The organism is Arthrobacter sp. ISL-48 (assembly GCF_018613805.1).
Taxonomy (GTDB): Bacteria; Actinomycetota; Actinomycetes; order Actinomycetales; family Micrococcaceae; genus Arthrobacter.
The window spans coordinates 50,396-71,333 of record NZ_JAGGPL010000003.1 but is presented as its reverse complement, the minus strand read 5'-3'; the positions used below and the strand labels follow the sequence as shown (position 1 = coordinate 71,333).

Genomic DNA, 20,938 nt, shown 5'->3' with positions numbered 1-20,938 from the left:
TTGCTCCTTAGGTTGTTGTGCGGGTGATGTCTTGAGTCGGATGCGTTGTTACTGGCGGCTAGTGCGCGGCGAGGACGTCCACCACGAAGACAAGGTCGCCCTTGGCCTCGCCCTGGCCTGCATCACCGTAAGCGAGGTCCTTGGGGACCACCAGGAGGACACGGGAGCCGACCGTCTTGCCTGTCAGCCCCTGGGTCCAGCCCGGGATGACCCCTGTCAGTGCGAAACTGGCAGTTTCTCCGCGGTCGAAGCTCGAATCGAACTTGGCACCGCCTACAAGGTTGACGCCCACGTAATTGACGGTGAGCGTGTCGGTTGCCTTGACCTCTGCGCCCTTGCCCTTGATCAGGTCCTGGGACACGAGTGCCGTGGGAGCGGCAACACCATCGACGTTGATCTCTGGAATCCCCTTGTCGTTCTCCTTGACAGTGGGCAGGCCTGCCGGCGGCGTGACAGCGTCGCCTTCGGGCTTTTGGAGGGCAGGGGTGACATCAGAGGCGGAGAGCACCTTGATCACGAGAAGCTGCGTCGGCTGGGCCGGTGTACCTTGGGCGGCCGCCTGGCCCGGGATGGCCAGAGCCAGGCTTGAACCGACTTTCGCACCCACGAACGCGTTATAGATCATGGCGTTGCCGGTCTTGAGTTTGTCGTCAAGCTCGAGCGGCTCAGGATCCTTGGCGTAGGTGTCCTCAAGGGTGGAACCGTCGGTCCCGCTGACTGCGAGGATCGAAAGACTCGCGACCTGGTTCGCCTTGACCGGATCGCCGCTTCCCTCGGTGACCACCTTGACAGTGGGCTCCGAGACGTCCAGCGGCTTGGCGAAATCGACGGCTGGAGCCTTCTTGTCCCCGTTGTCCGTCAGTTTCAGGGAGTCGAACTTGGCAGTATCGCCAGCGGACTGGCTGGTGGGCTCCGGTGCTGCTGCGGGCGAACCGCCACAGGCGGTAAGCAGCAGCAGACCGGGGATAAGGATTGCTAGGATTCGGCGCACGTAAGAGAACTTTCGTCGGGGCAGGGTGGACGCGGTGCCGGAATCAATGGCTCGGCACCGCAGCGGGGCCAAGGAACGGCCCTATCCAGAATAGCCCCTGAAGCTGGGTGTCAGCCCATAGAGTCCAGAAGTGCGTCCACGCGGTCGTCCACGCTCCGGAAGGGATCCTTGCACAGGATGGTCTGGTGCGCCCGGTCATTGAGCTTCAGGTGCACCCAGTCGACGGTGTAGTCCCTGCCCAATTCCTGCGCGCGGCGGACGAAGTCACCACGCAATTTGGCCCTGGTGGTCTGCGGCGGCGCGTCTACCGCGTCCTTGACGACTGTGTCATCCACGATGCGGCGGGCGGCACCCCGGGACTGCAGAAGGTAGTAGAGTCCACGGCTGCGCGAAATGTCATGGTACGTGAGGTCCAGCTGGGCGATCCGTGGGGCATCCAGGCCCAGGCCGTGGCGTTCGCGGTAGTTGTCCATGAGCTTCTTTTTGATGGCCCAGTCAATTTCCGTGTCGATCGAGCTGGTGTCGCCGCTTTCGATGGCCTTCAGGGTCCTGCCCCAGAGGTCGAGGATGAGCGGCACATGAGGGTTGTGTGCCCCGTGCTCCTGGACGAAGGCCGTGACCTTGGTCAGGTACTCCTGCTGGATCTCCAGTGCAGTCAGCTGCCGGCCGTTTGCGAGCCGCACCAGTGCCCGCCCACTCAGGTCGTGGGAGATCTCCCGGATGCTGCGGATGGGGTTCTCCATCCGCATATCGCGCATGATCACTCCGGCCTCGATCATGCGCAGGATGAGGTCCACGGTTCCTACCTTCAGCAGTGCCGTGGTTTCCGACATGTTGGAGTCGCCCACGATGACGTGGAGCCGGCGGAAGAACTCCGCATCTGCGTGTGGCTCGTCCCTGGTGTTAATGATGGGGCGCGACCGCGTGGTGGCCGAAGAGACGCCTTCCCAGATGTGGTCGGCGCGTTGCGAAAAAGCGTAAGTTGCCCCGTGCGGCGTCTTGAGGATCTTTCCAGCCCCGGCAACCAGCTGACGCGTGACCAGGAAGGGAATCAGGATTTCAGCGAGCCTGGAGAATTCGCCCCGCCGAGGGATCAGGTAGTTCTCGTGGCTGCCGTAGGAGTTTCCGGCGGAATCAGTGTTGTTCTTGAACAGGTACACGGTGCCGTTGAAACCCTCAGCCGCGAGCCGCGTCTGCGCCTCCTCGACGAGGTCGTCAAGGATGAGCTCGCCGGCACGGTCGTGGGCGATGAGCTGGGCGAGGTCATCGCATTCGGCCGTAGCATACTCAGGGTGCGACCCGACATCGAGGTACAGGCGCGAGCCGTTGGTCAGGAACACGTTGGATGACCGTCCCCAGCTGACTACCTTGCGGAACAAGTAGCGGGCCACCTCCTCGGGTGCCAGCGGACGCGAATCCGGGCTCGAATAGGAAATGCCGAATTCGGTCTCGATACCGAAGATCCTCTTGTCCATCTCAGTCCTCCTCAGAAAGCAGCGCCGTGATATCCGCCTCGTTCAGTCGCCGGAAGGCCCGCCGGGAGCCGCGGAAGCTCTCTGACGTCCGGTCAAGGACAGCAACTTCCACGGCTTGGACAGGCAACGCCTTGGCTTTCGCGGCCTCCGTATCAGTGATGAGGCCACGCATCGCCAGGCGGATCGCGTCGCGGAACCGCAGCGAAGCACGCCAGCCTTCGGCGATGGCGGATGACACCTTCTCCGCCTGGCCACCCATCACGATGAAGCCGTTCTCATCCGCGATGGAACCGTCGAAAGTCAGCCGATAGAGATGGTCCAATTCCTGGTTGGGGCCGACCTCCGCCACCGCGAGCTCCACCTCGAACGGCTTTTGCTCGGCAGTGAAAACAGCTCCAAGACTTTGGGCGTAAACACTGGCCAGGCCGCGGGCCGTGACGTCCTCCCTGTCATAGGAGTATCCGCGGACGTCCGCATACCTCACGCCGGCCTGGCGGAGACTTTCGAATTCGTTGTACTTGCCGACCGCCGCGAACGCGATCTTGTCGTAGATCTCGCCGATCTTGTGCAGCGACGGCGAAGGGTTCTCGGCCACCAGGGCGATGCCGTCCTCGCAGCTGATCACCACCACCGACCTGCCCCGAGCGATGCCTTTCCGTGCGAAGTCCGCACGGTCCTTCATCAGCTGCTCAGGCGATACATAAAATTGCTGGGTCATGTCAGGCCTCCCGCCGGGCGGAGGACCGCGCTTCGATGATGTTCCCGGCGACGGCTGCGAGCTCGGTCTCAGGGACGCGCCGGGCGCCGGCCCTGTTTACGGTGTAGACGACCGGCCATAGCTGGCGGACGGGGTCGGGACCGCCGGTGGCGGAATCGTCATCGGCCGCGTCGTACAACGATTCCACGGCGACGGAAACAGCTTCAGCCTCGCTGAGGCCTGGCCGCCAGAGCTTTTTCAGGGCGCCCCGGGCGAAGACGGAGCCGGAGCCGACGGTATGGTGCTCGCGCTCCTCATACCTGCCACCGGTGACGTCGTAAGAGAAAAGCCGGCCCACACCTGCAGTGGTGTCAAAGCCGGCAAAGAGGGGTATCACTGCCAGGCCCTGCATCGCCATCGGCAGGTTTCCCCGGATCATGGCGCCCAGCCTATTCGCCTTGCCGTCCAGGCTGAGCAGGGTGCCTTCGATCTTTTCGTAGTGCTCCAGCTCCACCTGGAACAGCCGGGTTAGGTCAATGGCGATTCCCGCAGTGCCCGCGATGCCAAGGACGGAGTACTGATCCGCCGGGAATACCTTTTCAATGTGCCTGCTGGCAATCATGTTCCCCATGGTGGCCCGCCGGTCTCCGGCCATCAGCACGCCGCCGCCATAGCTCATCGCAACGATGGTGGTGGCATGGGGCACCTGCAGCGGGGTGGCCGGGCCGGATCCGGCCGGCAGCGGGCGGGCGTAGGGAAGCAGGTCCGGCCGGTCACGCTGCAGATGCTCCGAAAATGACGATGTCGCGTTGGCGGCTACCTGGTTGGCGGTTGATTCCTGCACTGATGCACTCCTTGAACTGGTACTTCAACGTCTGTACAGATTTCGGCCGTCCGCGGCTTCCGCCCGCATCCGGAACCGGGTTACTGCCCGCCCTTCTGAACGAATGCGCGGACAAACTCTTCGGCGTTGGATTCCAGGACGCCGTCGATCTCATCGAGGAGGTCATCCACGCCCTGGGTGGACGCCGAAGCCTGGGCTTCAGGGGGCGCGGGAGGGGCCTCCGGCACGTCCTCTTCGACCTGGCTGTCGCGCGATTGTGGCTGCTGCTGCTCCTGGCCTGCCATGGTGATCTCTCCCTCTGTGAGTCATCGGATCCGGACGGATCTTCCGATACGCCCATATTGCCACGACCTGGGCCGGCTGGCGCGGTTTACGCCGCAGGCGGAGCAGTCGTGTGGCCAAGGAGCTCCGCGAGGAAGGGAGCGGCCGTCCGGTGGCGCGCAAACAGACCACCGGTGAGGGCTTGGGTGCCCCGCAGCGGCTCCCTGGTAGGCACCCGCTGGAGCCGGCCATACCCCGGCACATCGAAGATGACCGAATCCCAGCTGGCCCCCACGACGTCCTTACCGAAGCTGCTGATGCACCGGCCGCGGAAGAAAGCCCGCGTATCCGACGGCGGCTCGGTCACCGCCGCAGCGATGTCGACGTCGTCGACGATCCGTTGCATCCGGTTCCTCGCGAGGAAGCGGTAGTAAAGGCCCTTCTCCGGCCTGATGTCCGCCCATTGCAGGTCCACCAAGCCGAGCCTGGCATCATCCCAGGCCAGGCCGTCCCGGTCGCGGTACCCCTCCAGGAGGGAAAGCTTGGCCAGCCACTCCACTGACGAGGCCGCGCCCGCCCTGTCCGAGTCCAGCTGGGTGAGGGTCGCGGCCCAGCGCTCCAGGACCTGGTGGGTGTGGCCGTCCCCGTCGACGGCATCCCCGACCCCGGTGTCCTGCGCGAGCTTGGATGCTGCCTCGTGGTACATCCACTGCAGGTCCAGGGCCGTGACCCGCCGGCCGTCCAGCAGCCTGAGCATGGCTGTCAGCGAGGTGTCGTGGCTGACCGTCTGCAGGGCCAAGACCGGCTCGTGCACCTCCACTTTCGGCGCGAGGCCCGCCTCGATGAGGCTCAGCACCATGGCGGTTGTGCCGAACTTCAGGAAGTTCGAAGCCTGGCTCAGATTGGCGTCCCCGATGATGACGTGCAGCCGGCGGTACTTGTCGGCGGTGGCGTGCGGCTCATCCCTGGTATTGATGATGGGCCGGCGGATGGTGGTTTCCAGGCCCACTTCCGCCTCGAAGAAATCAGCGCGCTGGCTGATCTGGAAACCGGGCGTGGAGCTGTCCTGGCCTATGCCCACCCTGCCGGCGCCGCACATGATCTGCCGGGTGACGAAAAATGGCGTCAGCCCGCGCACGATGTCCCCGAACGGGACGGAACGCGGCATGAGGTAGTTCTCGTGGGAGCCGTAGGAGACGGATTTGTTGTCCGTGTTGTTTTTGTAGAGGTTGACGGCGGGCAGTTCGGGGTCCGCCGCCAGCCGCCGCACGGTGGCCAGTGCCACGAGGTCGCCCGCGGCGTCCCACGTCACAGCGTCGCTGGGGTTGGTCACCTCAGGGCTCGAATACTCCGGGTGGGCGTGGTCCACATACAGGCGGGCGCCGTTCCCGAGGACCATGTTCATCAGGAGCGTGCCGGACTCATCCTGGCCGTCCAGCTCCAGTTCCTCGCGGCCGTACGCCAGCGCCACCGCTTCCGCGTCGAGCACGGGCGGCTGGTCCGTGAGCTGGCTGGGGTGGGCCGCTCCCCGTTCCAGGGTCCAGCCGCGGGCATCGTGCAGTGGTTCCTCGTCGGTGTAGTCCCACCGTGTCTCGGCGCCGCCCGCTGCGCGCTGGCGAGTCACCTGGGCGTACGCCTGGACGACCCGGGCGGACATCATGGTGGCGTTCGCGCTCGGGGCTGACGGGGCATGGATCCCGTATTCCGTCTCCGCACCCATAACACGCATTGCCCCGCCGGCGGGGAGCGCTCCCCCCACGGCGGGCTGCTGTGCTGGCGTCACAGGTACTGTCCCGTGTTCGGCATCGTTTCGATGGACTTTCCGGGTTCCTGGCCTGCCTTGCCCTGGACGATGGTGCGGATGTAAGTGATCCTCTCGCCCTTCTTGCCTGAGATGCGGGCCCAGTCATCAGGGTTGGTGGTGTTGGGCATATCTTCGTGTTCGCGGAATTCATCGACTACGGCGCGGAGGAGGTGCTCGATCCTGAGGCCCTTCTGGTGGAGGGTGAGGAGGTCCTTGATGGCATACTTCTTGGCCCTGTCCACCACGTTCTGCACCACGGCCCCGGAGTTGAAATCCTTGAAGTAGAGCATCTCGGTGTCGCCGTTGGCGTACGTGACTTCCAGGTACTCGTTGGACTTCTCTGTGGAGTACATGGCTTCCACTGTGCGCTGGATCATGGCGTCCACCGTGGCCTGGACGTCGCCGTCGTGCTCCGCGAGGTCGGACTCGTGGAACGGCAGGTCAGTGGTGATGTACTTATTGAAAATGTCCGCCGCTGCCTCAGCATCGGGGCGATGGATCTTGACTTTGACGTCCAGGCGGCCCGGGCGGAGGATCGCGGGATCGATCATGTCCTCGCGGTTGGAGGCACCGATCACTATGACGTTGTCCAGCCGCTCCACGCCGTCGATCTCGCTCAGCAGCTGGGGCACGATGGTAGTTTCGACGTCGGAGGAGATGCCCGTTCCGCGGGTGCGGAAAAGGGAGTCCATTTCGTCGAAGAACACCACTACCGGGCTGCCGTCCGAAGCTTTCTCCCGTGCGCGGGAGAAGATCAGCCGGATGTGGCGTTCGGTTTCGCCGACATACTTGTCCAGCAGCTCAGGGCCCTTGATGTTGAGGAAGTAGCTCTTCAGGTCAGTGTTGCCTGACCGCTCGGCAGCACGGGCCGCAAGCGAGTTGGCCACGGCCTTGGCGATCAGGGTCTTGCCGCAACCCGGCGGGCCGTACAGCAGGATGCCCTTGGGCGCCTTCAGGCCGTGCTCACGGTAGAGGTCCGGGTGCAGGAATGGCAGTTCCACGGCGTCCCGGATCTGCTCGATCTGCGGTCCCAGGCCTCCGATGTCCTCGTACGTGATGTCGGGAACTTCCTCCAGGACCAGGTTCTCCACCTCGGACCGGGGAACCTTTTCCAGGGCATAGCCGGTGCGCGAATCGATGGAAAGGGCGTCGCCCACCCTCAGTTTTTCCGTGAGGAGGGCGCCGGAAAGCCGGATGACGCGCTCTTCGTCCGCGCGGCCCACCACCAGCGCACGGTCCTGGCCGAGTAGCTCCTTGAGCGTAGCCAGCTCACCGGCCCGTTCGTATCCGAGGCCGGCAACGATCAGCAGGGCCTCGTTCAGCAGCACTTCCTGGCCGACTGCCAGCTGGGTGATGTTGACCAGGGGGCTGATCCCCACGCGCATCTTCCGGCCGGCGTTGAAGATGTCCGCTGATTCCTCGGTGGCCGCCTGCCCGCTGCTGCCGGCTGACGGCTGGCGCTTGGGGTTGAGCTGCACGATCGTGCCGAAGCTGTAGGGCGGCTGTCCCTCCTGGTCAAGCGCGTTTTTCAGCCGAAGGATCTCGGCTTTAGCGGTTTCCAGCATGCTGACCAGCTTGGCGTTGTTCTGGGTCGCGGCTGCCAATTGGCGGTCAATGTGCCTGAGTTTGTCCCGCAGGATGTTCACCTGCCGGTCCGCTACGGACAGATCGTTGGCGGCAGACTGCTCTGCCGGTGTGCGTCCGGAGTCCTGGTTCGGCGTCTCCATGATGCATCAGCCCCTTCCTGCGCTCTTCTTAAGACCTTAGCCCCAAGTTGGCAGGTACAGCTGAAGACTCCCGAAATGTGGACTAGTTCGTGATCTCCGGCTCGTCCTTGACGTTGGTGCCGGCAATGGCGTCCCGGGCAGCACGCCGCAGTTTCTTGTCCGACACCAGCCGCTCCCCCACTGCTCCGGGCGTCCAGGCGTTGACGTCCGCTTCGTTGAAGTCCGTTTTCGAGGGACGCCGTTTGACCGAGATCCCCGTGACGCCGTCGGCAAGCCGGCGGGTGACCAGCAGGAAGCCGGTGTGGGCCACCATGCGGTGATCGGGGCGGACGGCCAGGCCCTCCAGATGCCAGCCGCGGACCATCGACTCCCACGCGTCAGGTTCGGTGAACCGGCCGTCCGCCCGGATGGCTTCCGCGGTCCGGGACAGCTGGGTGACAGTGGCTACGTAATTGATCCACACGCCACCGGGGGCGAGCACCGTGGCGACGGCGTCGAGGCATTCCCAGGGCGCCAGCATGTCCAGCACCACGCGGTCAACGGAACCGGGCGCCTCGCTGCGGACCACTTCCTCCTGGAAGTCACCCAAAGAGACCTTCCAGGCCGGGTGCGGGCCGCCGAAGATGGTTTCAACATTTCCCCGCGCAATGTCCGCGAATTCCTCGCGGCGCTCAAAAGAGTGGAGGTATCCGTTGTCCCCTACGGCCCGCAGCAGCGAAATGGACAGCGCGCCGGAACCCACCCCTGCCTCCACCACCCTTGCACCGGGGAAGATGTCGGCCATCGTGACGATCTGGCCGGCGTCCTTCGGATAGACCACGGCAGCGCCGCGGGGCATGGACAGGACAAAATCAGAAAGGAGCGGGCGGAGGGTCTGGTACTGCTGGCCGACGTTGTTCACTACAACGGAGCCGTCGACCTTGCCGATGATCTCATCGTGGTTCAGGAAGCCACGGTGGGTGTGGAAGGCGCCGCCGCTCTCCAGGGTGATGGTGTTCATGCGGCCGCGTTCGTCGGTCAACTGGACCCGCTCCCCTTCGCGGAAAGGTCCCCGGCGCCGGGCCGCTCCCACCGGCTGCAACCCGTTGGCGGCAACACCGGCTTCGGGTGCTGCTGTGGCTTCGTTGGCGGCAGTTTCGCTGCTCATGATTTTCCTCGCTCCTGTAAAACTGTGGGGCCGCGCACTGAAGCCAGCCCGGGTCAGGCAAGGGCCCCCTTCGGCCACATACGGCGGCGATGCACGACCGGCAGGTAACTCTACCGGTTCTGGCCCTGCGGATACCTATTGGGCCGGACGCCCTTGCCGGTCATGGCGGCCACCACAGCATTTTGTCCGAGCAGGCCGGTCACCCTCCCGAGGTGGTCCACCACGGCATATTCACGGCCCTCCAGCTGGGCGAGGTACTGAATGAGCTCCTGCCCTTTTGACCACTCCGGGACATAGGCCCCGGCGCCCAGGGCGTAGGACACGGCGGTTGCGGGCGTGGACCAGGCAGCGTTCGCGGGGACTGCCGCAAGGGCACCGGGGTCCACTACGCCCTGCGGCCGTCCATCCGGCCCGCAGACCACGACGGAGGGCGTCCCTGCCGGTGACAGGCGCAGGATGTCCGCCACCGTTGCCGTGCCAGGGATCCCGACGGCCGGCACAGCCAATGCAGCGGCGCTAACGAGGTGCAGCCGGCCACGCATCGTTCCCTGCTGGATGGAGGCCGACGCCCCCATCCAGAGGAAGCCGCCGACGAGGATGGTGATCATGAGCAGGCTGAATTCCGGTGGCTCTCCGGCCAGGAGAGGCCGGACCAGGAACCAGAAGCCCAACGCCACAACGATGATTCGTCCGGCCCAGCCGGCGGCGACAGTCCCTTTGGCCTGACTGCCCGTGGCCTTCCAGACGGCCGACTCGACGAGGCGACCGCCGTCAAGTGGGAGTCCAGGCAATACGTTGAAGATGCCGATCAGCAAGTTGGCCCACATGAAGATGTTGGTCAGGATGTCCGCCACGCCGCCCAGGTCGGCTGAGGTTAGGACCAGCCAGGCCCCGCCGGCGAGCACGAAGTTCGCCGCGGGTCCCGCCAGTGCCACCAGGACGGACCGACCGGGCGTGGCCGTGAAGTTCTCGAACTGCGTGTGTCCGCCCCAGAGGTTGAGGACGATCTTCTGGGTGGGCCAGCTGTACAGCTTTGCCGTCAGTGCGTGGGCCAGTTCGTGGACCAGCACCGAGATCAAGAGCAGTACGGCATATGCAAACGCCACCCAGTAGGCGCCGGCGCCGAGGACCGGATTCCGGTCTAGGAGCACGGGGCCGTAGGCAATCACGGTGAAGGCGGCAATGACGAACCACGAGTAAGCCAGAATGACAGGAATTCCCGCGATCCTGCCCAGCGGAATTCCTTCCCGCCGGGAGGTTGTGTTGGTTTCAGTCAAGTGCCAGGCTCCTTGAAGCAGGTGAGGGCAGCGCTGAAGCACCGCCAGTCTTAAGGCTCCCGCGGGCGGCTATCGATTCCAGCTCGGACACGGTACGGCCCTGGAGTGAATCCCACGTGGTGTGCCTTGGGTCTTCTGGCAGCGGGACGATGTGCGGGATGGCCACCGTGGCAACACCGGATGCTACGGCCGCAGCCACGCCAGGCGCCGAGTCCTCCAGAGCCACGCAGTGATCGATGGTGAGCCCCGGATCAGCCTGCTGCAAAAGCTCAACGGCCCTGAGGTAGGCCTCCGGATGCGGCTTGCCACGGGTGACGGTGTCCCCCGTGACAAGGAACTCGAAGTACGGCCGCGGAAGGCTCGCCACTATTTCGCGCGCCAGGGGGCCCTCGGACATGGTGACCAGGGCGCAACGGACGCCGGCCCGGTGCAGGTCATCCAACAGTTCGCGGGCACCAGGCCGCCAGGGGACCCTGCGCCGAACGTTGTTAATGACCTCGGCGGTCAGTGTGTCGATGATCTGCCGGACTGTGAGCTGCACGCCTGCCTCCTGAAGGATCCCGGCGGAAAACGTCAGTGACTGCCCGACGAGCTGCATGGCCTGCTGATGTGACCACGATCCGCCATGGGCTTCGACGAGCGCGTGTTCAGCCTCGATCCAATACGGCTCAGTGTCCACGATGGTGCCATCCATATCCCAAAGAACGGCTCGGAGCGGGGAAACGGTGGCTGGCGGTCGCATTGTTTCAGTCTACGGTGCCACCCTGAACGCCAGCTCCGCGGTACGCCCTCGGCGAATATCGGCTGTTCCGGTACCGCCAGGCGGCGCTCATAGCCTTTTTGGCGCTTCATTCGATGCGTCACGCCGGTTCTTGGACGTAGGGTGAAGAAATGAATAGCTTCGACGGAGACACCGCGGAACCGGGTGCCGAGCCCGAGCCGGACCGGTTCCTGCTGCCAGTGGCTGACGGGGAGCGCGTCACTGTGATGTTGGCCGCCTTTGAGGGCTGGAACGACGCCGGGGAGGCAGCAAGCGACTCGCTCCGGTACCTCAACAAACTCTGGGGCGGCAAGAAGGTCGCGTCCATTGACGCGGACGAGTACTACGACTTCCAGTTCACACGACCCACCGTGCGCCGGAACGCGGCGGGTGAACGCAAGATCAAGTGGCCGTCCACCCGGATCTATAAGGCCAGTGCGCCGAATTCCAATGTGGATGTCATTTTTGTGCAAGGCACCGAACCATCCTATAAATGGCGCGCCTATACCGCTGAGCTCCTGGTCCATGCCGAAGCGCTCAAGGTGGACTATGTGGTGCTGGTGGGAGCGCTGCTGGCGGATGTTCCCCACAGCCGGCCCATCCCTGTCAGCACGTCCTCGGACGATGCTCCTCTCCGGGAGCGCCTGGACCTTGAAGCCTCCCAATATGAGGGACCGGTCGGCATCGTGGGGGTTCTGTCCGAAGTGTCATTGTTGGCTGGCATACCCACTGTGTCCCTGTGGGCCGCCGTTCCGCATTACGTGGCCCAGGCGCCGTCCCCCAAGGCGCAGCTGGCCCTTTTGCACCGGATTGAAGAGCTCCTGCAAGTGCCCCTGGACACCCATGAGCTGGCGGAGGAGTCCGACGCCTGGGAACGCGGGGTGGACGAGCTTGCCACCGAGGACCCGGAGATTGCGGCTTACGTGCGCCAGCTGGAAGAGGCGAAGGATACGGCCGACCTTCCGGAAGCCAGCGGTGAATCCATCGCCCGCGAGTTTGAGCGGTACCTCAAACGCCGCGGCCAGGACAGGCCCTGAGCGGAAGCCTCAGAGCTCGACGCCGAGAAGTGCGTCTACGGCGTCACGGATGAGTTCCTCATCCTGGCGACTGGCCGCCGGGGCTCCCGCTGCTGCACCGGCGATTGCCTGCTCCGCCCAGCGGTCCACGGCCTCCAGCGCCGCGGGCGCGTTCAAATCGGCGGCCAGTGCATGGCGCATTTGTGCAAGGAGCCCGTGGGCGGATCCCTCCGGAGCGCTGGCCAGGGCACTGCGCCAGGAGGAGAGCCGTTCCTTGGCCTGGCTGAAGCCGGAATCGGTCCAGGACCAGTCTGACCGGTAATGGTGGGCCAGGATGGCGAGCCGGATGGCGGCCGGCTCCTCCCCCGCTGCCCGCAGCCGGGACACCAGCACGAGGTTGCCCTTCGATTTGCTCATCTTCTCCCCGTCCAGCCCCACCATGCCGGCGTGGGCGTAGTGCCGGGCCAGGGGGACGCCTGCCAGTGAGTACGCGTGGCCCGCGCCCATCTCGTGGTGGGGGAAAATCAGGTCCGAGCCGCCGCCCTGGACAGTGAACGGGGCCGGGAGGTATTTCTGGGCGATGACCGTACACTCAATATGCCAGCCTGGCCGGCCTGCCCCGAGCTCTCCGCCGGGCCAGTTGGGCTCTCCGTCACGGGCCACCCGCCACAGGAGGGGATCCAGGGCTTGCCGCTTGCCCGCCCGGCCGGGATCACCGCCCCGTTCAGCAAACAACTCGAGCATCTCGGATTCCCCGAGGCCGGAGATGGAGCCAAGGGTCCAAGCATCGGCGGTGACGGAGTGCTTGCCGGCGGCTTCGACGTCGTAGTACACGTCGCCGTCGGGCTCCCCCGCAGCGCCCGGCACCCTGTAGGCAAGGCCGAGCCGAACGAGGCGCTCGATCTGCGGGACGATCAGCGGAACGGATTCCACGGCGCCCACATAGTTGTCCGGCGCCAGCACGTTCAAGGCCGCCATGTCCGTCCGGAACAGCTCGATTTGGCTGGCCGCGAGCTCTTTCCAATCAACCCCGGTGGCGGTGGCTCGTTCCAGCAGGGGATCGTCAACGTCGGTGACGTTCTGGACGTAGGACACGCGCTGTCCCGCATCCCGCCATGCCCTGTTGAGGAGGTCAAAAGCCACGTAACTGGCGGCGTGCCCCATGTGGGTGGCGTCATAGGGCGTGATTCCGCAGACATACATCGACTGCTCCCCGTCAACCGGAAGCAATACTTCGCTGCCTTGGGCGGTGTCGAACAGCCGGATGGCCGGCATGCTGCCAGGCAGTCCAGGGACAGGGCGGGAGATCCAGGATTTCACAGGCCAAGCCTAGTGCTAGGCGTGGATGACATTGAAACCGAGCAGGAGGTACAGCGCGAGCCCCAGGAAGATCCGGTACCAGACGAAGAGGCGGTAGCTGCGGGTGGAAACGAACTTGAGGAACCACCCGATGATGACATAACCGACGGCAAACGCGATGACGGTGGCCAGTGCGGTCTCCGGCAGTCCATAGGGACCAGTGATGCCCTCTTTGGAGAGCACTTTGTATAGCTGGAAAAGCCCGCTTCCGAACACGGCCGGAATGGCCAGGAGGAAGGAATACCGGGCGGCGGACTCACGGGTGTAGCCCATCAGCAGACCCGCGGTGATGGTGCCACCGGATCGTGAGACGCCGGGAATGAGTGCCATGGCCTGGGCCAGACCGTAGAGGATGCCGTGCTTGTAGGTAAGGCGGTCAAGGTCCCTTTCCTGCTTGCCGACGGCGTCTGCCACGGCCAGCACGAGGCCAAAGACAATAAGTGTGGTGGCCACGATCCAGAGGCTTCGCAGTACCGATTCGATCTGGTCCTGGAACAGCAGCCCCAGCACGATGATCGGCAGGCTGCCCAGAATCACGAGCCACCCCATGCGCACGTCCGGGTCCTGCCGCGACACCCTGCCTGCCAGCGAACCGGCCCACGCCTTAACGATCCTGACGATGTCGCGCCAGAAATAGACAAGCACAGCGGCTTCTGTGCCCAACTGAATAATGGCGGTGAAGGCGGCGCCCGGATCGGAAGCATTGGGCAGGAACTCACCCACGATCCGCAGGTGCGCACTCGATGAGATCGGTAGAAATTCGGTCAGTCCCTGTACTAGGCCCAGCAAGGCCGCCTCAAACCAGTTCACGCTAAGACCCTACGTCATGGACCCTGACGATTCCCCGTAAGCTTGCAGCTATGCAGCAGCGTTACGTCGGCAACAGTGGATTGCGGGTCTCCGCCCTCACCCTCGGCACCATGTCCTGGGCCGGCGAAACCGACGAACAGGACGCCACGGAACTGTTGCGCACCTTCCTGAACGCGGGGGGCAAGCACATCGACACGGCGGCGTCATACGCCGACGGGCGGTCAGAGGCGATGATCGGATCCCTGCTGGGCGATGTCGTCTCCCGCACGGAGATCTCCATCTCCACCAAAGCAGGAATGACGACGTCGGACGGCCGGCGGACCGTGGACACCTCACGCAGTGCGATGCTCTCCGGGCTTGACGCCAGCCTAGCCAGGCTCGGGACGGACTACGTGGACGTCTGGTTTGCGCAGGCGTGGGACGGCAACGTCCCGTTGGACGAGACCCTTTCCGCCCTTGAATTCGCGCTGCGGAGCGGGCGGGCACGGTATGTGGGAGTCTCCAACTTCAGCGGCTGGCAGACAGCCAAGGCGGCGGCTGTTGCCGGCTTCCCCCTGGTCGCTGCCCAGGCTGAGTATTCCCTCCTTCAGCGGAAGCCGGAAGTGGAACTCATTCCCGCCGTCGAGGACGCCGGGCTGGGCCTGATGGCCTGGGGTCCGCTGGGCCGCGGTGTCCTGACCGGGAAGTACCGCGGCAACATCCCGGCGGATTCCCGCGGGGCCAACGTCGTCCTGGCCCCCTATGTGGAGCCCTATTTGTCGCAGCAGCCGTCCCGGGTGGTCGAGGCAGTAGCAATGGCCGGTAAGGGCCTGGGCCGGACGTCCCTTGACGTGTCGCTGAGCTGGCTGCTGTCACAGCATGGCGTGGCAACGGCCATTGTAGGTGCCCGGACTCCGGTTCAACTCAAGGAGATCCTGGACTCCCAGCTGACCCCTTTGCCTCCGGAAATTTCCCGGGCGCTGGAGGATGTGTCCGAACCGTCCTGATCCGGGCTGAGCCTGCCCGGGCTGCTCGCGGCCTGGCCGGCCTGCAGGTCAATCCTTCAGGATTTCCAGGTCCTCGTCGTCGTCAACATCGCCGTCTTCCTGTTCGTCCTCTTCGTCCTCAAAGACCTGAAGCGGTGTCACTTCGTTGTAGGCCTCGTAGAGTGCGTCCTCATAGACTTCGAAAGCATCCGCAACTGCAAAAAATGCCGCTTCCACGGCAGGGTCTCCATCGCCACGCCGGTTGGACGCTGCGATAAGGTGTTCTTCCAAGGCGGTGGTCAAGGACTGAAGCGCGACACGCGGATCGATGCTCATGACTTCACGTTAGCTGGAAAAGGACGAAAATGGAGAGCAATGAAGGAACAATTTCTCACCAGCTCGGTCCAGCGGGAACGGGACTACTTGAGGCAGTACGAGTACCTCGTACTGACGGTCAGCCCTGAAGATTCACTGCCTGAAGCGAGGCGCCGGCTCGTGGAACATTCCGAGTACGGCAAGTGGGAGCTGGAGCGCAGCAAGCTCTACGTGGGCGGCGGCAGGCGCTTCTGGCTCCGCCGCAGGGTCATGCAGGTCCAGCGGACTGTCTGATCCCCCACCCGGCGTCCGCTCAGTTCTCCAGCGGTCCAAGCCAGGCATTTGCCACCGTGTTGTGCGCTGATTCGTCGTCCGACGGGTGGAACATCCCGGCCAACACGTCACGGTACAGCCGTTCGAGTTCCGAACCCTGGAAGTAACTTGAGCCACCGCTGACCCTGATGGCGAGATCCACCACCCGTCGTGCCGTTTCGGTGGCGTTGATCTTCAGGCCCACGAGTTTGGGGAACCACTGCGGTCCATGGTCTGTCAACGCGTCGACGTCCCGGGTCACCAAGGACAGCTGCGGGTAGAGGTTGTCCATGGCCATCGCCGCCTCCGCCACCTTCCAGCGGATGTCAGGGTCCTGGGCGTAGCTTCTACCTGCATTCTTGAACGAGGTGCGGCGCTTCGCGGCGTCCACGCCCAGTTGGAGCGCCCGCTCGCCGACTCCGGTGTAGACGGCGGCGAGGAGGGTTTCAAAGCAAGCGAAGATGGCGAAGACCAGAGGATCGGCATTGGGACCCACGGGCAGCTTACGGAAAATCCGGTCTGCCGGGACACGAACATCGTCCAGAACGGTGGTGTTGGACCGGCTGGCCCGCATGCCCAGCGCGTTCCAGTCGTCAAGGATCGTGTAGCCGGGTGTCTCACGGGTGATGAATCCGTGCACCAGTTCCCCGTCCCCTTCACGCGCCTGCGGGTCCTTGCCAAAAATTCCCAGCCGAGTCCAGGCAGGGGAAAGGCTGGTGAAGATTTTCGTCCCGCTGAAGCTGTACCAGCCGCCGGGCAAGGGGGTGGCCACAGTACGCGAATCAAAGAGCACGGAGTCATTGCCGGCTTCGGAATTGCCGAAGGCGAAGACCTCGCCCCGTGCTGCCTCCTCCAGGACGAAGTCCAGGGAGTCATCGCCCCTCGCCGAAAGGACGTGCGCGACGCCGGTCCACACCAAGTGCATGTTGACGGCGAGGGCGGTGGCAGGGGCCGCCGTTGCCAGCCTCCGCTGGCACTGTGCCGCGGCCTCGAGCCCAAGCCCCAGGCCGCCGTCTGACCGCGGGACAAAAAGCTTGAGGTAGCCGGCCGCGGCGAGTCCCTCCAGGTCCTCGTGGAAAAACGCATTGTCCCGGTCGTAGCCGGCCGCCCGACCGCGGATACCAGCCAACAGGTCCTCAGGCAGGACCTCTTCCGGTGTCATGTCCTGACCTGCTCAGTAATTGGTGAGCAGGGTGTCGAGCACCCTGGCGCCGAATTTGAGCGAGTCGGCGGGGACCCGTTCATCCACTCCGTGGAACATGCCGGTGAAGTCGAGCTCGTCGGGCAGCTGGAGCGGGGCGAAGCCGTAGCCGGTGATTCCCAGCCTGCTCAACGATTTGTTGTCCGTGCCTCCGGAAAGTGTGTACGGGAGCACCTTGGCGCCCGGGTCCTCCCCTTGCAGGGCATCAATCATGGAATCAACCAGGTTGCCCGCGAACGGGACTTCCAGCGACACGTCATTATGCACATAGCTGACGTCCACGCCGGAGCCTGCGAGGTCACGCACGATCTCAAGGACATGGTCCTGCTGGCCCGGCAGCGTCCGGCAGTCCACCAGGGCCTCAGCGGACTCGGGAATGACGTTGTGCTTGTAGCCACCCTTCAGCAGGGTGGGGTTGGTGGTGTTCTGCAGGGTTGCCCCGACGAAGCGCGCCACCGTCCCCAGCTGGCTCAAGAGCTTGTCCGGGTTGTCGGGATCGAATTCCACACCCGTCAGTTCCGTCACGCCGTCCAGGAACTGCCGTGTAGTGGGGGTGAGTTCGATAGGCCATTTGTATTCGCCGATGCGGGTCACCGCAGCGGCGAGGCGGGTGACGGCGTTGTCCGTGTTGATCTGCGAACCGTGTCCGGCCCTGCCGTGTGCCACGAGGCGGAGCCAGGAAATGCCTTTCTCAGCGGTCTGCAGGAGGTAGGTGCGCTGGCCGCCGATGGTTGCTGAGAAGCCGCCTACCTCCGAGATGGCTTCAGTTGCACCTTCGAACAGTTCGGGACGCTTGTCCACGGCGTAGCGCGCCCCGTACTCGCCGCCTGCTTCCTCATCGGCGAAGAAGGCGAAGACGATGTCCCGTTTGGGTTTCCTTCCCGTTCGTGCGAAGCCGCGCATGACCGAGAGGATCATGGCGTCCATGTCTTTCATGTCCACGGCGCCCCGGCCCCAGATCAGGCCGTCCTTCAGTTCGGCACCGAAGGGGTCGACTGACCACTGGTCCCGCAAAGCGGGAACAACGTCGAGATGCCCGTGGACCACCAGGGCACTGGCTGACGGGTCTTCGCCAGCCATCCGTGTGACGACGCTCGCCCGGCCCGGGGCGGATTCGAAGATCTCGGCGTCCAGGCCGACTTCCTCAATCAGCCCCGCCGCATACTCCGCGGCGGCCCGCTCCCCCGGCCCTGAGCCGTCACCATAATTGGACGAGTCAATCCGGATGAGCTCCTGGCAGATACGGACAACTTCATCCTCGGGGCGGACGTCAGACATCGAATACTCCTCATGCAGGGGACCGGCTGCTAAGAACCAGGGCGGACTCGGCTGCCTTCAGCCTACCCACTCGCCCCGATTCCATCTTTCGTCAAAGATCGTGTTAGAGTTTTTCTCGCTGCTTCGGAGAAAAGCGAACCGCTGAAAGGCGGGAACGTGGTCCCGAATACCACCTGCGCGGGTGGCGGAATGGCAGACGCGCTAGCTTGAGGTGCTAGTCCTCGAAAGGGGGTGGGGGTTCAAGTCCCCCTCCGCGCACGATGGGAAAAACCCCCGGAATCCATTGGACTCCGGGGGTTTTCTTGTACTCTTCCAGGCAGTGGTGAATATCACCAGGATGCGGAATAGCCCTAGGCCGAGATGTGAATCAGCCATCCGCTGGGTTCACGTCGTGCAGCCGCCGAGCCGTCAGGGCCAGGGACGGGATGATCGTCGCCAGTCCCCATAGTGCGAGGACTATAAAGACGGGAATCGCGCCAGGACCCGGTACTGCTTGCCCTGCCGCATTCACCGTGGCGCCCGTTGCTCCGGCAATTCCAGCGATGATATACAGCACGATTCCGGTGTCCCTATATATTGCTGCCACTGCTGTCCGGGGGGACATCCTGGGCGTCCTCGGAGTAACGATGTGACGCGTGGCAGACTCAATGTCATGCGCCAATTCGTCGTCCTCGGCACTGCTTCACAGGTCCCCACCCGGACCCGCAACCACAATGGCTATCTGCTGCTGTGGGATGGCCAGGGCCTGCTCTTCGACCCGGGCGAGGGCACGCAGCGGCAGATGATCATGGCCGGGGTTTCTGCCAGCCAGATTACGCGCATCTGCCTCACGCACGTCCATGGCGACCACTGCTTCGGTTTGCCGGGAGTGCTTTCCCGGATGGTTCTGGATGGAGTGAAGCACCCTGTCCACCTCCATTTTCCTGCTGCCGGCGAGGACGTCGTCCGTGCCCTCGTATCTCTCGCATCGCCCGGCCTTGATCTGCGGCTGAATCCCCACGGGGCCAGTGGCGAGGTCGCGCCGGGACTGGAGGTGCAGCCACTGAACCATCGAATCGAGACCTTCGGCTATCGCCTGGTCGAACCCGATGGCCGCACCCTCCTGCCGGACCGGCTTGCCGCAACAGGCATTGCCGGATCCGACGTCGGCCGCCTGCAACGCGAGGGCAGCCTTGGTCGGATCCGATTCGAGGACGTTAGTGTGCCGCGCCCCGGCCAGCGCTTCGCCTTCGTCATGGACACGGCTCAGTGCCTCGGCGCTGAGGAACTCGCGGACGGCGTGGATCTGCTCGTCGCCGAGTCCACGTTCAGCGACGACGACGCCGAGCTCGCCAGGCAGTACCGTCACCTCACCGCGGGGCAGGCAGGTGCTTTGGCTGCCGGCGGCGGCGCCGGAACCCTATTGCTGACGCACTTCTCCTCGCGCTACGCGGACGTTGTGCCGCTCGCCGGGCAGGCCCGGGCACGGGCGGCGGGGGCCACGGTGCTGGCGGCGAACGACCTTGACCGGATTGGTTTCCCGCACCGGCGAAGGAAGGCGAACTGAGTCGTTCGGACCAGGCGCCCGCAGCCGCCGGGCTGTTTCATGGACATTCCCGGGGCCGGCGAGTGCTTTTGGTCACAAAAAGACCGGATGCGCATGCTATCAGGGACAACATCATTCCCGCCTATTGGGGAATACCAGCTGGATGCTGTACGTTGCATACGCGACAGACAGAACCAAAGAAAAGAGAAACACCTAAGTGGCAACCGATTACGACGAACTCCGCTCCGACGTCAAGGAGTCGCAGGACAACTCGCTCGAGGCACTCCAGTCCGCCAATGCGCCGGACGCCCGCAGCGTCGTCCTCGAACTGGATGAGGCCGATGGACTCGACGGCGCAGGCGTTCCCGGTGGCGAATTCGTGGCCGAGGAACTGGTTGTGCAGGTCATCCCCCAGGCCGAAGACGAGTTCACCTGCTACTCCTGCTTCCTGGTCCGGCACCGCTCCCAGATCGCCCGGCAGAAGGACGGCCATAGCTACTGCACGGAGTGCGAAGGCTGATCCGGGTCACCGGACACACCCTCACTCAAGGGCTGCGGCCCATGTGGCGAGGTAACGACGAGGCACGCCCACTTGAAAGTGGACGTGCCTTTCGTCTTAACTGAGGCGGCTGCGGACGATCTCGCTGACGGCCTTGCCGTCGAAGCGCCCGGCGATCTTGGCCGTCACGGGCTTCATCACAAGGCCAATCGAGCGGGTCGACAGCTCCTGCCCCTCAGCCCTAAGTGTTGCGATGGCAGCATCGACGATTGTCTCGACCTCGTCGCGGGATAGGGCCTTCGGCAAGTAAGCCTCAATGACCTCGGCCTCCTCGATTTCGGCCTTGGCCCTTTCCGGCTCGCCGGCCTCGGAATAGATGCGGGCAGTGTCCCGGCGCTTGGCCGCCTCCTTCTGCAGCAGAGCCGTCACTTGGGCGTCTTCCAGCACTATGGGCGTTTTGCCCGATTTTTCACGTGTTTCGATTTCCCCCAGGACATTGCGCACTGTTGTCAGGGCAGTCTTGTTCCGCTCTTTCATGTGCGCGACAACGTCCGCGTGCAGGCGTTCCTTCAAACTCGTCACGATGTTCCTCGATTCGTAGGGCGGCCCGATGAGGGCAGCAGGCGGGCGTGAACCGTCCCTCTAGTACCGTAGAGGTCTATGGCTGACAATAAC

22 protein-coding genes and 1 tRNA gene are annotated in these 20,938 nt (G+C 64.3%); 6 read left to right on the top strand and 17 right to left on the bottom strand.

The window, feature by feature from the left end; translation table 11 throughout:
- Window positions 1–58: 58 nt before the first annotated feature.
- From J7E83_RS04110 to J7E83_RS04065, 10 genes are all read right to left on the bottom strand, one after another.
- Window positions 59–991, bottom strand: a complete 933-nt coding sequence (locus J7E83_RS04110) for an FKBP-type peptidyl-prolyl cis-trans isomerase (RefSeq protein ID WP_214959347.1) — start codon at window positions 989–991, stop codon at window positions 59–61.
- A gap of 110 nt (window positions 992–1,101) precedes the next feature.
- Window positions 1,102–2,466, bottom strand: coding sequence for a Pup--protein ligase (pafA, locus tag J7E83_RS04105; protein WP_214959345.1), 1,365 nt, complete (start codon window positions 2,464–2,466; stop codon window positions 1,102–1,104).
- 1 nt (window position 2,467) lies between these two features.
- Window positions 2,468–3,184 (bottom strand): proteasome subunit alpha, encoded by a 717-nt coding sequence (gene prcA / locus J7E83_RS04100; RefSeq protein WP_214959343.1) that lies wholly within the window; start codon window positions 3,182–3,184, stop codon window positions 2,468–2,470.
- A 1-nt stretch (window position 3,185) separates the two neighbouring features.
- On the bottom strand, window positions 3,186–4,007 hold the full coding sequence (gene prcB, locus J7E83_RS04095; RefSeq protein WP_214959341.1) for a proteasome subunit beta: 822 nt from the start codon (window positions 4,005–4,007) through the stop codon (window positions 3,186–3,188).
- Window positions 4,008–4,087: 80 nt separating this feature from the next.
- The gene (locus J7E83_RS04090; protein WP_214959339.1) at window positions 4,088–4,291 is read right to left on the bottom strand and encodes a ubiquitin-like protein Pup; all 204 of its coding nucleotides are present in this window, start codon (window positions 4,289–4,291) and stop codon (window positions 4,088–4,090) included.
- Window positions 4,292–4,377: 86 nt separating this feature from the next.
- Window positions 4,378–5,997: a depupylase/deamidase Dop gene (gene dop, locus J7E83_RS04085; RefSeq protein WP_214960923.1), complete on the bottom strand. Its 1,620-nt coding sequence runs from the start codon at window positions 5,995–5,997 to the stop codon at window positions 4,378–4,380.
- A 50-nt stretch (window positions 5,998–6,047) separates the two neighbouring features.
- Entirely contained in the window at window positions 6,048–7,799 is a 1,752-nt protein-coding gene (gene arc, locus J7E83_RS04080; protein ID WP_214959337.1) for a proteasome ATPase, read from the bottom strand.
- A gap of 82 nt (window positions 7,800–7,881) precedes the next feature.
- Window positions 7,882–8,946 carry a tRNA (adenine-N1)-methyltransferase gene (locus J7E83_RS04075; protein WP_251043437.1) on the bottom strand — a complete coding sequence of 355 codons (1,065 nt, stop codon included), beginning with the start codon at window positions 8,944–8,946 and terminating at the stop codon, window positions 7,882–7,884.
- Window positions 8,947–9,056: 110 nt separating this feature from the next.
- Window positions 9,057–10,223 (bottom strand): site-2 protease family protein, encoded by a 1,167-nt coding sequence (locus tag J7E83_RS04070; RefSeq protein WP_214959335.1) that lies wholly within the window; start codon window positions 10,221–10,223, stop codon window positions 9,057–9,059.
- A complete protein-coding gene (locus tag J7E83_RS04065; protein ID WP_396020516.1) occupies window positions 10,216–10,917 on the bottom strand; it encodes an HAD family hydrolase in 702 nt (233 codons plus the stop codon). The genes J7E83_RS04070 and J7E83_RS04065 overlap by 8 nt, the downstream gene beginning before the upstream one ends.
- 197 nt (window positions 10,918–11,114) lie before the next feature.
- Between J7E83_RS04065 and J7E83_RS04060 the strand changes: the two genes are divergently transcribed.
- Entirely contained in the window at window positions 11,115–12,020 is a 906-nt protein-coding gene (locus J7E83_RS04060) for a PAC2 family protein (protein WP_214959331.1), read from the top strand.
- Window positions 12,021–12,029: 9 nt separating this feature from the next.
- On the opposite strand, the gene mshC is transcribed toward J7E83_RS04060, so the two are convergent.
- Together mshC and J7E83_RS04050 are read right to left on the bottom strand one after the other, a co-directional pair.
- Entirely contained in the window at window positions 12,030–13,319 is a 1,290-nt protein-coding gene (mshC, locus tag J7E83_RS04055) for a cysteine--1-D-myo-inosityl 2-amino-2-deoxy-alpha-D-glucopyranoside ligase (protein ID WP_214959329.1), read from the bottom strand.
- Window positions 13,320–13,334: 15 nt separating this feature from the next.
- Complete coding sequence (locus tag J7E83_RS04050; RefSeq protein WP_214959327.1) at window positions 13,335–14,168, bottom strand: undecaprenyl-diphosphate phosphatase; 834 nt, start codon at window positions 14,166–14,168, stop codon at window positions 13,335–13,337.
- Window positions 14,169–14,218: 50 nt separating this feature from the next.
- Here J7E83_RS04050 and J7E83_RS04045 point away from each other — a divergent pair, with 50 nt between their 5' ends.
- The gene (locus J7E83_RS04045; RefSeq protein ID WP_214959325.1) at window positions 14,219–15,154 is read left to right on the top strand and encodes an aldo/keto reductase; all 936 of its coding nucleotides are present in this window, start codon (window positions 14,219–14,221) and stop codon (window positions 15,152–15,154) included.
- Between the two features lie 48 nt (window positions 15,155–15,202).
- On the opposite strand, the gene J7E83_RS04040 is transcribed toward J7E83_RS04045, so the two are convergent.
- Window positions 15,203–15,469, bottom strand: a complete 267-nt coding sequence (locus J7E83_RS04040) for a hypothetical protein (RefSeq protein WP_214959323.1) — start codon at window positions 15,467–15,469, stop codon at window positions 15,203–15,205.
- Between the two features lie 39 nt (window positions 15,470–15,508).
- Between J7E83_RS04040 and J7E83_RS04035 the strand changes: the two genes are divergently transcribed.
- Entirely contained in the window at window positions 15,509–15,742 is a 234-nt protein-coding gene (locus J7E83_RS04035) for a DUF5703 family protein (RefSeq protein WP_102975559.1), read from the top strand.
- Window positions 15,743–15,761: 19 nt separating this feature from the next.
- Here J7E83_RS04035 and J7E83_RS04030 read toward each other — a convergent pair whose 3' ends face one another.
- Window positions 15,762–16,922, bottom strand: a complete 1,161-nt coding sequence (locus J7E83_RS04030) for an acyl-CoA dehydrogenase family protein (RefSeq protein ID WP_214959321.1) — start codon at window positions 16,920–16,922, stop codon at window positions 15,762–15,764.
- A 12-nt stretch (window positions 16,923–16,934) separates the two neighbouring features.
- Window positions 16,935–18,239 (bottom strand): M20/M25/M40 family metallo-hydrolase, encoded by a 1,305-nt coding sequence (locus J7E83_RS04025; protein WP_214959319.1) that lies wholly within the window; start codon window positions 18,237–18,239, stop codon window positions 16,935–16,937.
- Window positions 18,240–18,414: 175 nt separating this feature from the next.
- On the opposite strand from J7E83_RS04025, the gene J7E83_RS04020 reads away from it, so the two are divergent.
- A tRNA-Leu gene (locus tag J7E83_RS04020) sits at window positions 18,415–18,497 on the top strand.
- Window positions 18,498–18,606: 109 nt separating this feature from the next.
- On the opposite strand, the gene J7E83_RS04015 is transcribed toward J7E83_RS04020, so the two are convergent.
- Window positions 18,607–18,843, bottom strand: a complete 237-nt coding sequence (locus tag J7E83_RS04015) for a DUF805 domain-containing protein (RefSeq protein ID WP_214959317.1) — start codon at window positions 18,841–18,843, stop codon at window positions 18,607–18,609.
- A 48-nt stretch (window positions 18,844–18,891) separates the two neighbouring features.
- Here J7E83_RS04015 and J7E83_RS04010 point away from each other — a divergent pair, with 48 nt between their 5' ends.
- The gene (locus J7E83_RS04010) at window positions 18,892–19,785 is read left to right on the top strand and encodes a ribonuclease Z (protein WP_214959315.1); all 894 of its coding nucleotides are present in this window, start codon (window positions 18,892–18,894) and stop codon (window positions 19,783–19,785) included.
- 196 nt (window positions 19,786–19,981) lie between these two features.
- Window positions 19,982–20,284 carry a DUF4193 domain-containing protein gene (locus J7E83_RS04005; protein ID WP_214959314.1) on the top strand — a complete coding sequence of 101 codons (303 nt, stop codon included), beginning with the start codon at window positions 19,982–19,984 and terminating at the stop codon, window positions 20,282–20,284.
- A gap of 96 nt (window positions 20,285–20,380) precedes the next feature.
- Here the strand turns inward: J7E83_RS04005 and J7E83_RS04000 are convergent, their stop codons facing one another.
- Window positions 20,381–20,845, bottom strand: a complete 465-nt coding sequence (locus J7E83_RS04000) for a GatB/YqeY domain-containing protein (RefSeq protein WP_214959312.1) — start codon at window positions 20,843–20,845, stop codon at window positions 20,381–20,383.
- Window positions 20,846–20,938 lie beyond the last annotated feature (93 nt).

Excerpts from the sequence above, each read along its gene's own strand:
- J7E83_RS04060 (WP_214959331.1), top strand. The coding sequence starts at position 11,115 with ATGAATAGCTTCGACGGAGACACCGCGGAACCGGGTGCCGAGCCCGAG.
- dop (WP_214960923.1), bottom strand. The coding sequence starts at position 5,997 with ATGCGTGTTATGGGTGCGGAGACGGAATACGGGATCCATGCCCCGTCA.
- prcA (WP_214959343.1), bottom strand. The coding sequence starts at position 3,184 with ATGACCCAGCAATTTTATGTATCGCCTGAGCAGCTGATGAAGGACCGT.
- J7E83_RS04090 (WP_214959339.1), bottom strand. The coding sequence starts at position 4,291 with ATGGCAGGCCAGGAGCAGCAGCAGCCACAATCGCGCGACAGCCAGGTC.
- J7E83_RS04045 (WP_214959325.1), top strand. The coding sequence starts at position 14,219 with ATGCAGCAGCGTTACGTCGGCAACAGTGGATTGCGGGTCTCCGCCCTC.
- J7E83_RS04030 (WP_214959321.1), bottom strand. The coding sequence starts at position 16,922 with ATGACACCGGAAGAGGTCCTGCCTGAGGACCTGTTGGCTGGTATCCGC.
- arc (WP_214959337.1), bottom strand. The coding sequence starts at position 7,799 with ATGGAGACGCCGAACCAGGACTCCGGACGCACACCGGCAGAGCAGTCT.
- J7E83_RS04040 (WP_214959323.1), bottom strand. The coding sequence starts at position 15,469 with ATGAGCATCGATCCGCGTGTCGCGCTTCAGTCCTTGACCACCGCCTTG.
- J7E83_RS04010 (WP_214959315.1), top strand. The coding sequence starts at position 18,892 with ATGCGCCAATTCGTCGTCCTCGGCACTGCTTCACAGGTCCCCACCCGG.
- J7E83_RS04035 (WP_102975559.1), top strand. The coding sequence starts at position 15,509 with ATGAAGGAACAATTTCTCACCAGCTCGGTCCAGCGGGAACGGGACTAC.
- J7E83_RS04015 (WP_214959317.1), bottom strand. The coding sequence starts at position 18,843 with ATGTCCCCCCGGACAGCAGTGGCAGCAATATATAGGGACACCGGAATC.
- J7E83_RS04075 (WP_251043437.1), bottom strand. The coding sequence starts at position 8,946 with ATGAGCAGCGAAACTGCCGCCAACGAAGCCACAGCAGCACCCGAAGCC.
- J7E83_RS04025 (WP_214959319.1), bottom strand. The coding sequence starts at position 18,239 with ATGTCTGACGTCCGCCCCGAGGATGAAGTTGTCCGTATCTGCCAGGAG.
- J7E83_RS04065 (WP_396020516.1), bottom strand. The coding sequence starts at position 10,917 with ATGGATGGCACCATCGTGGACACTGAGCCGTATTGGATCGAGGCTGAA.
- pafA (WP_214959345.1), bottom strand. The coding sequence starts at position 2,466 with ATGGACAAGAGGATCTTCGGTATCGAGACCGAATTCGGCATTTCCTAT.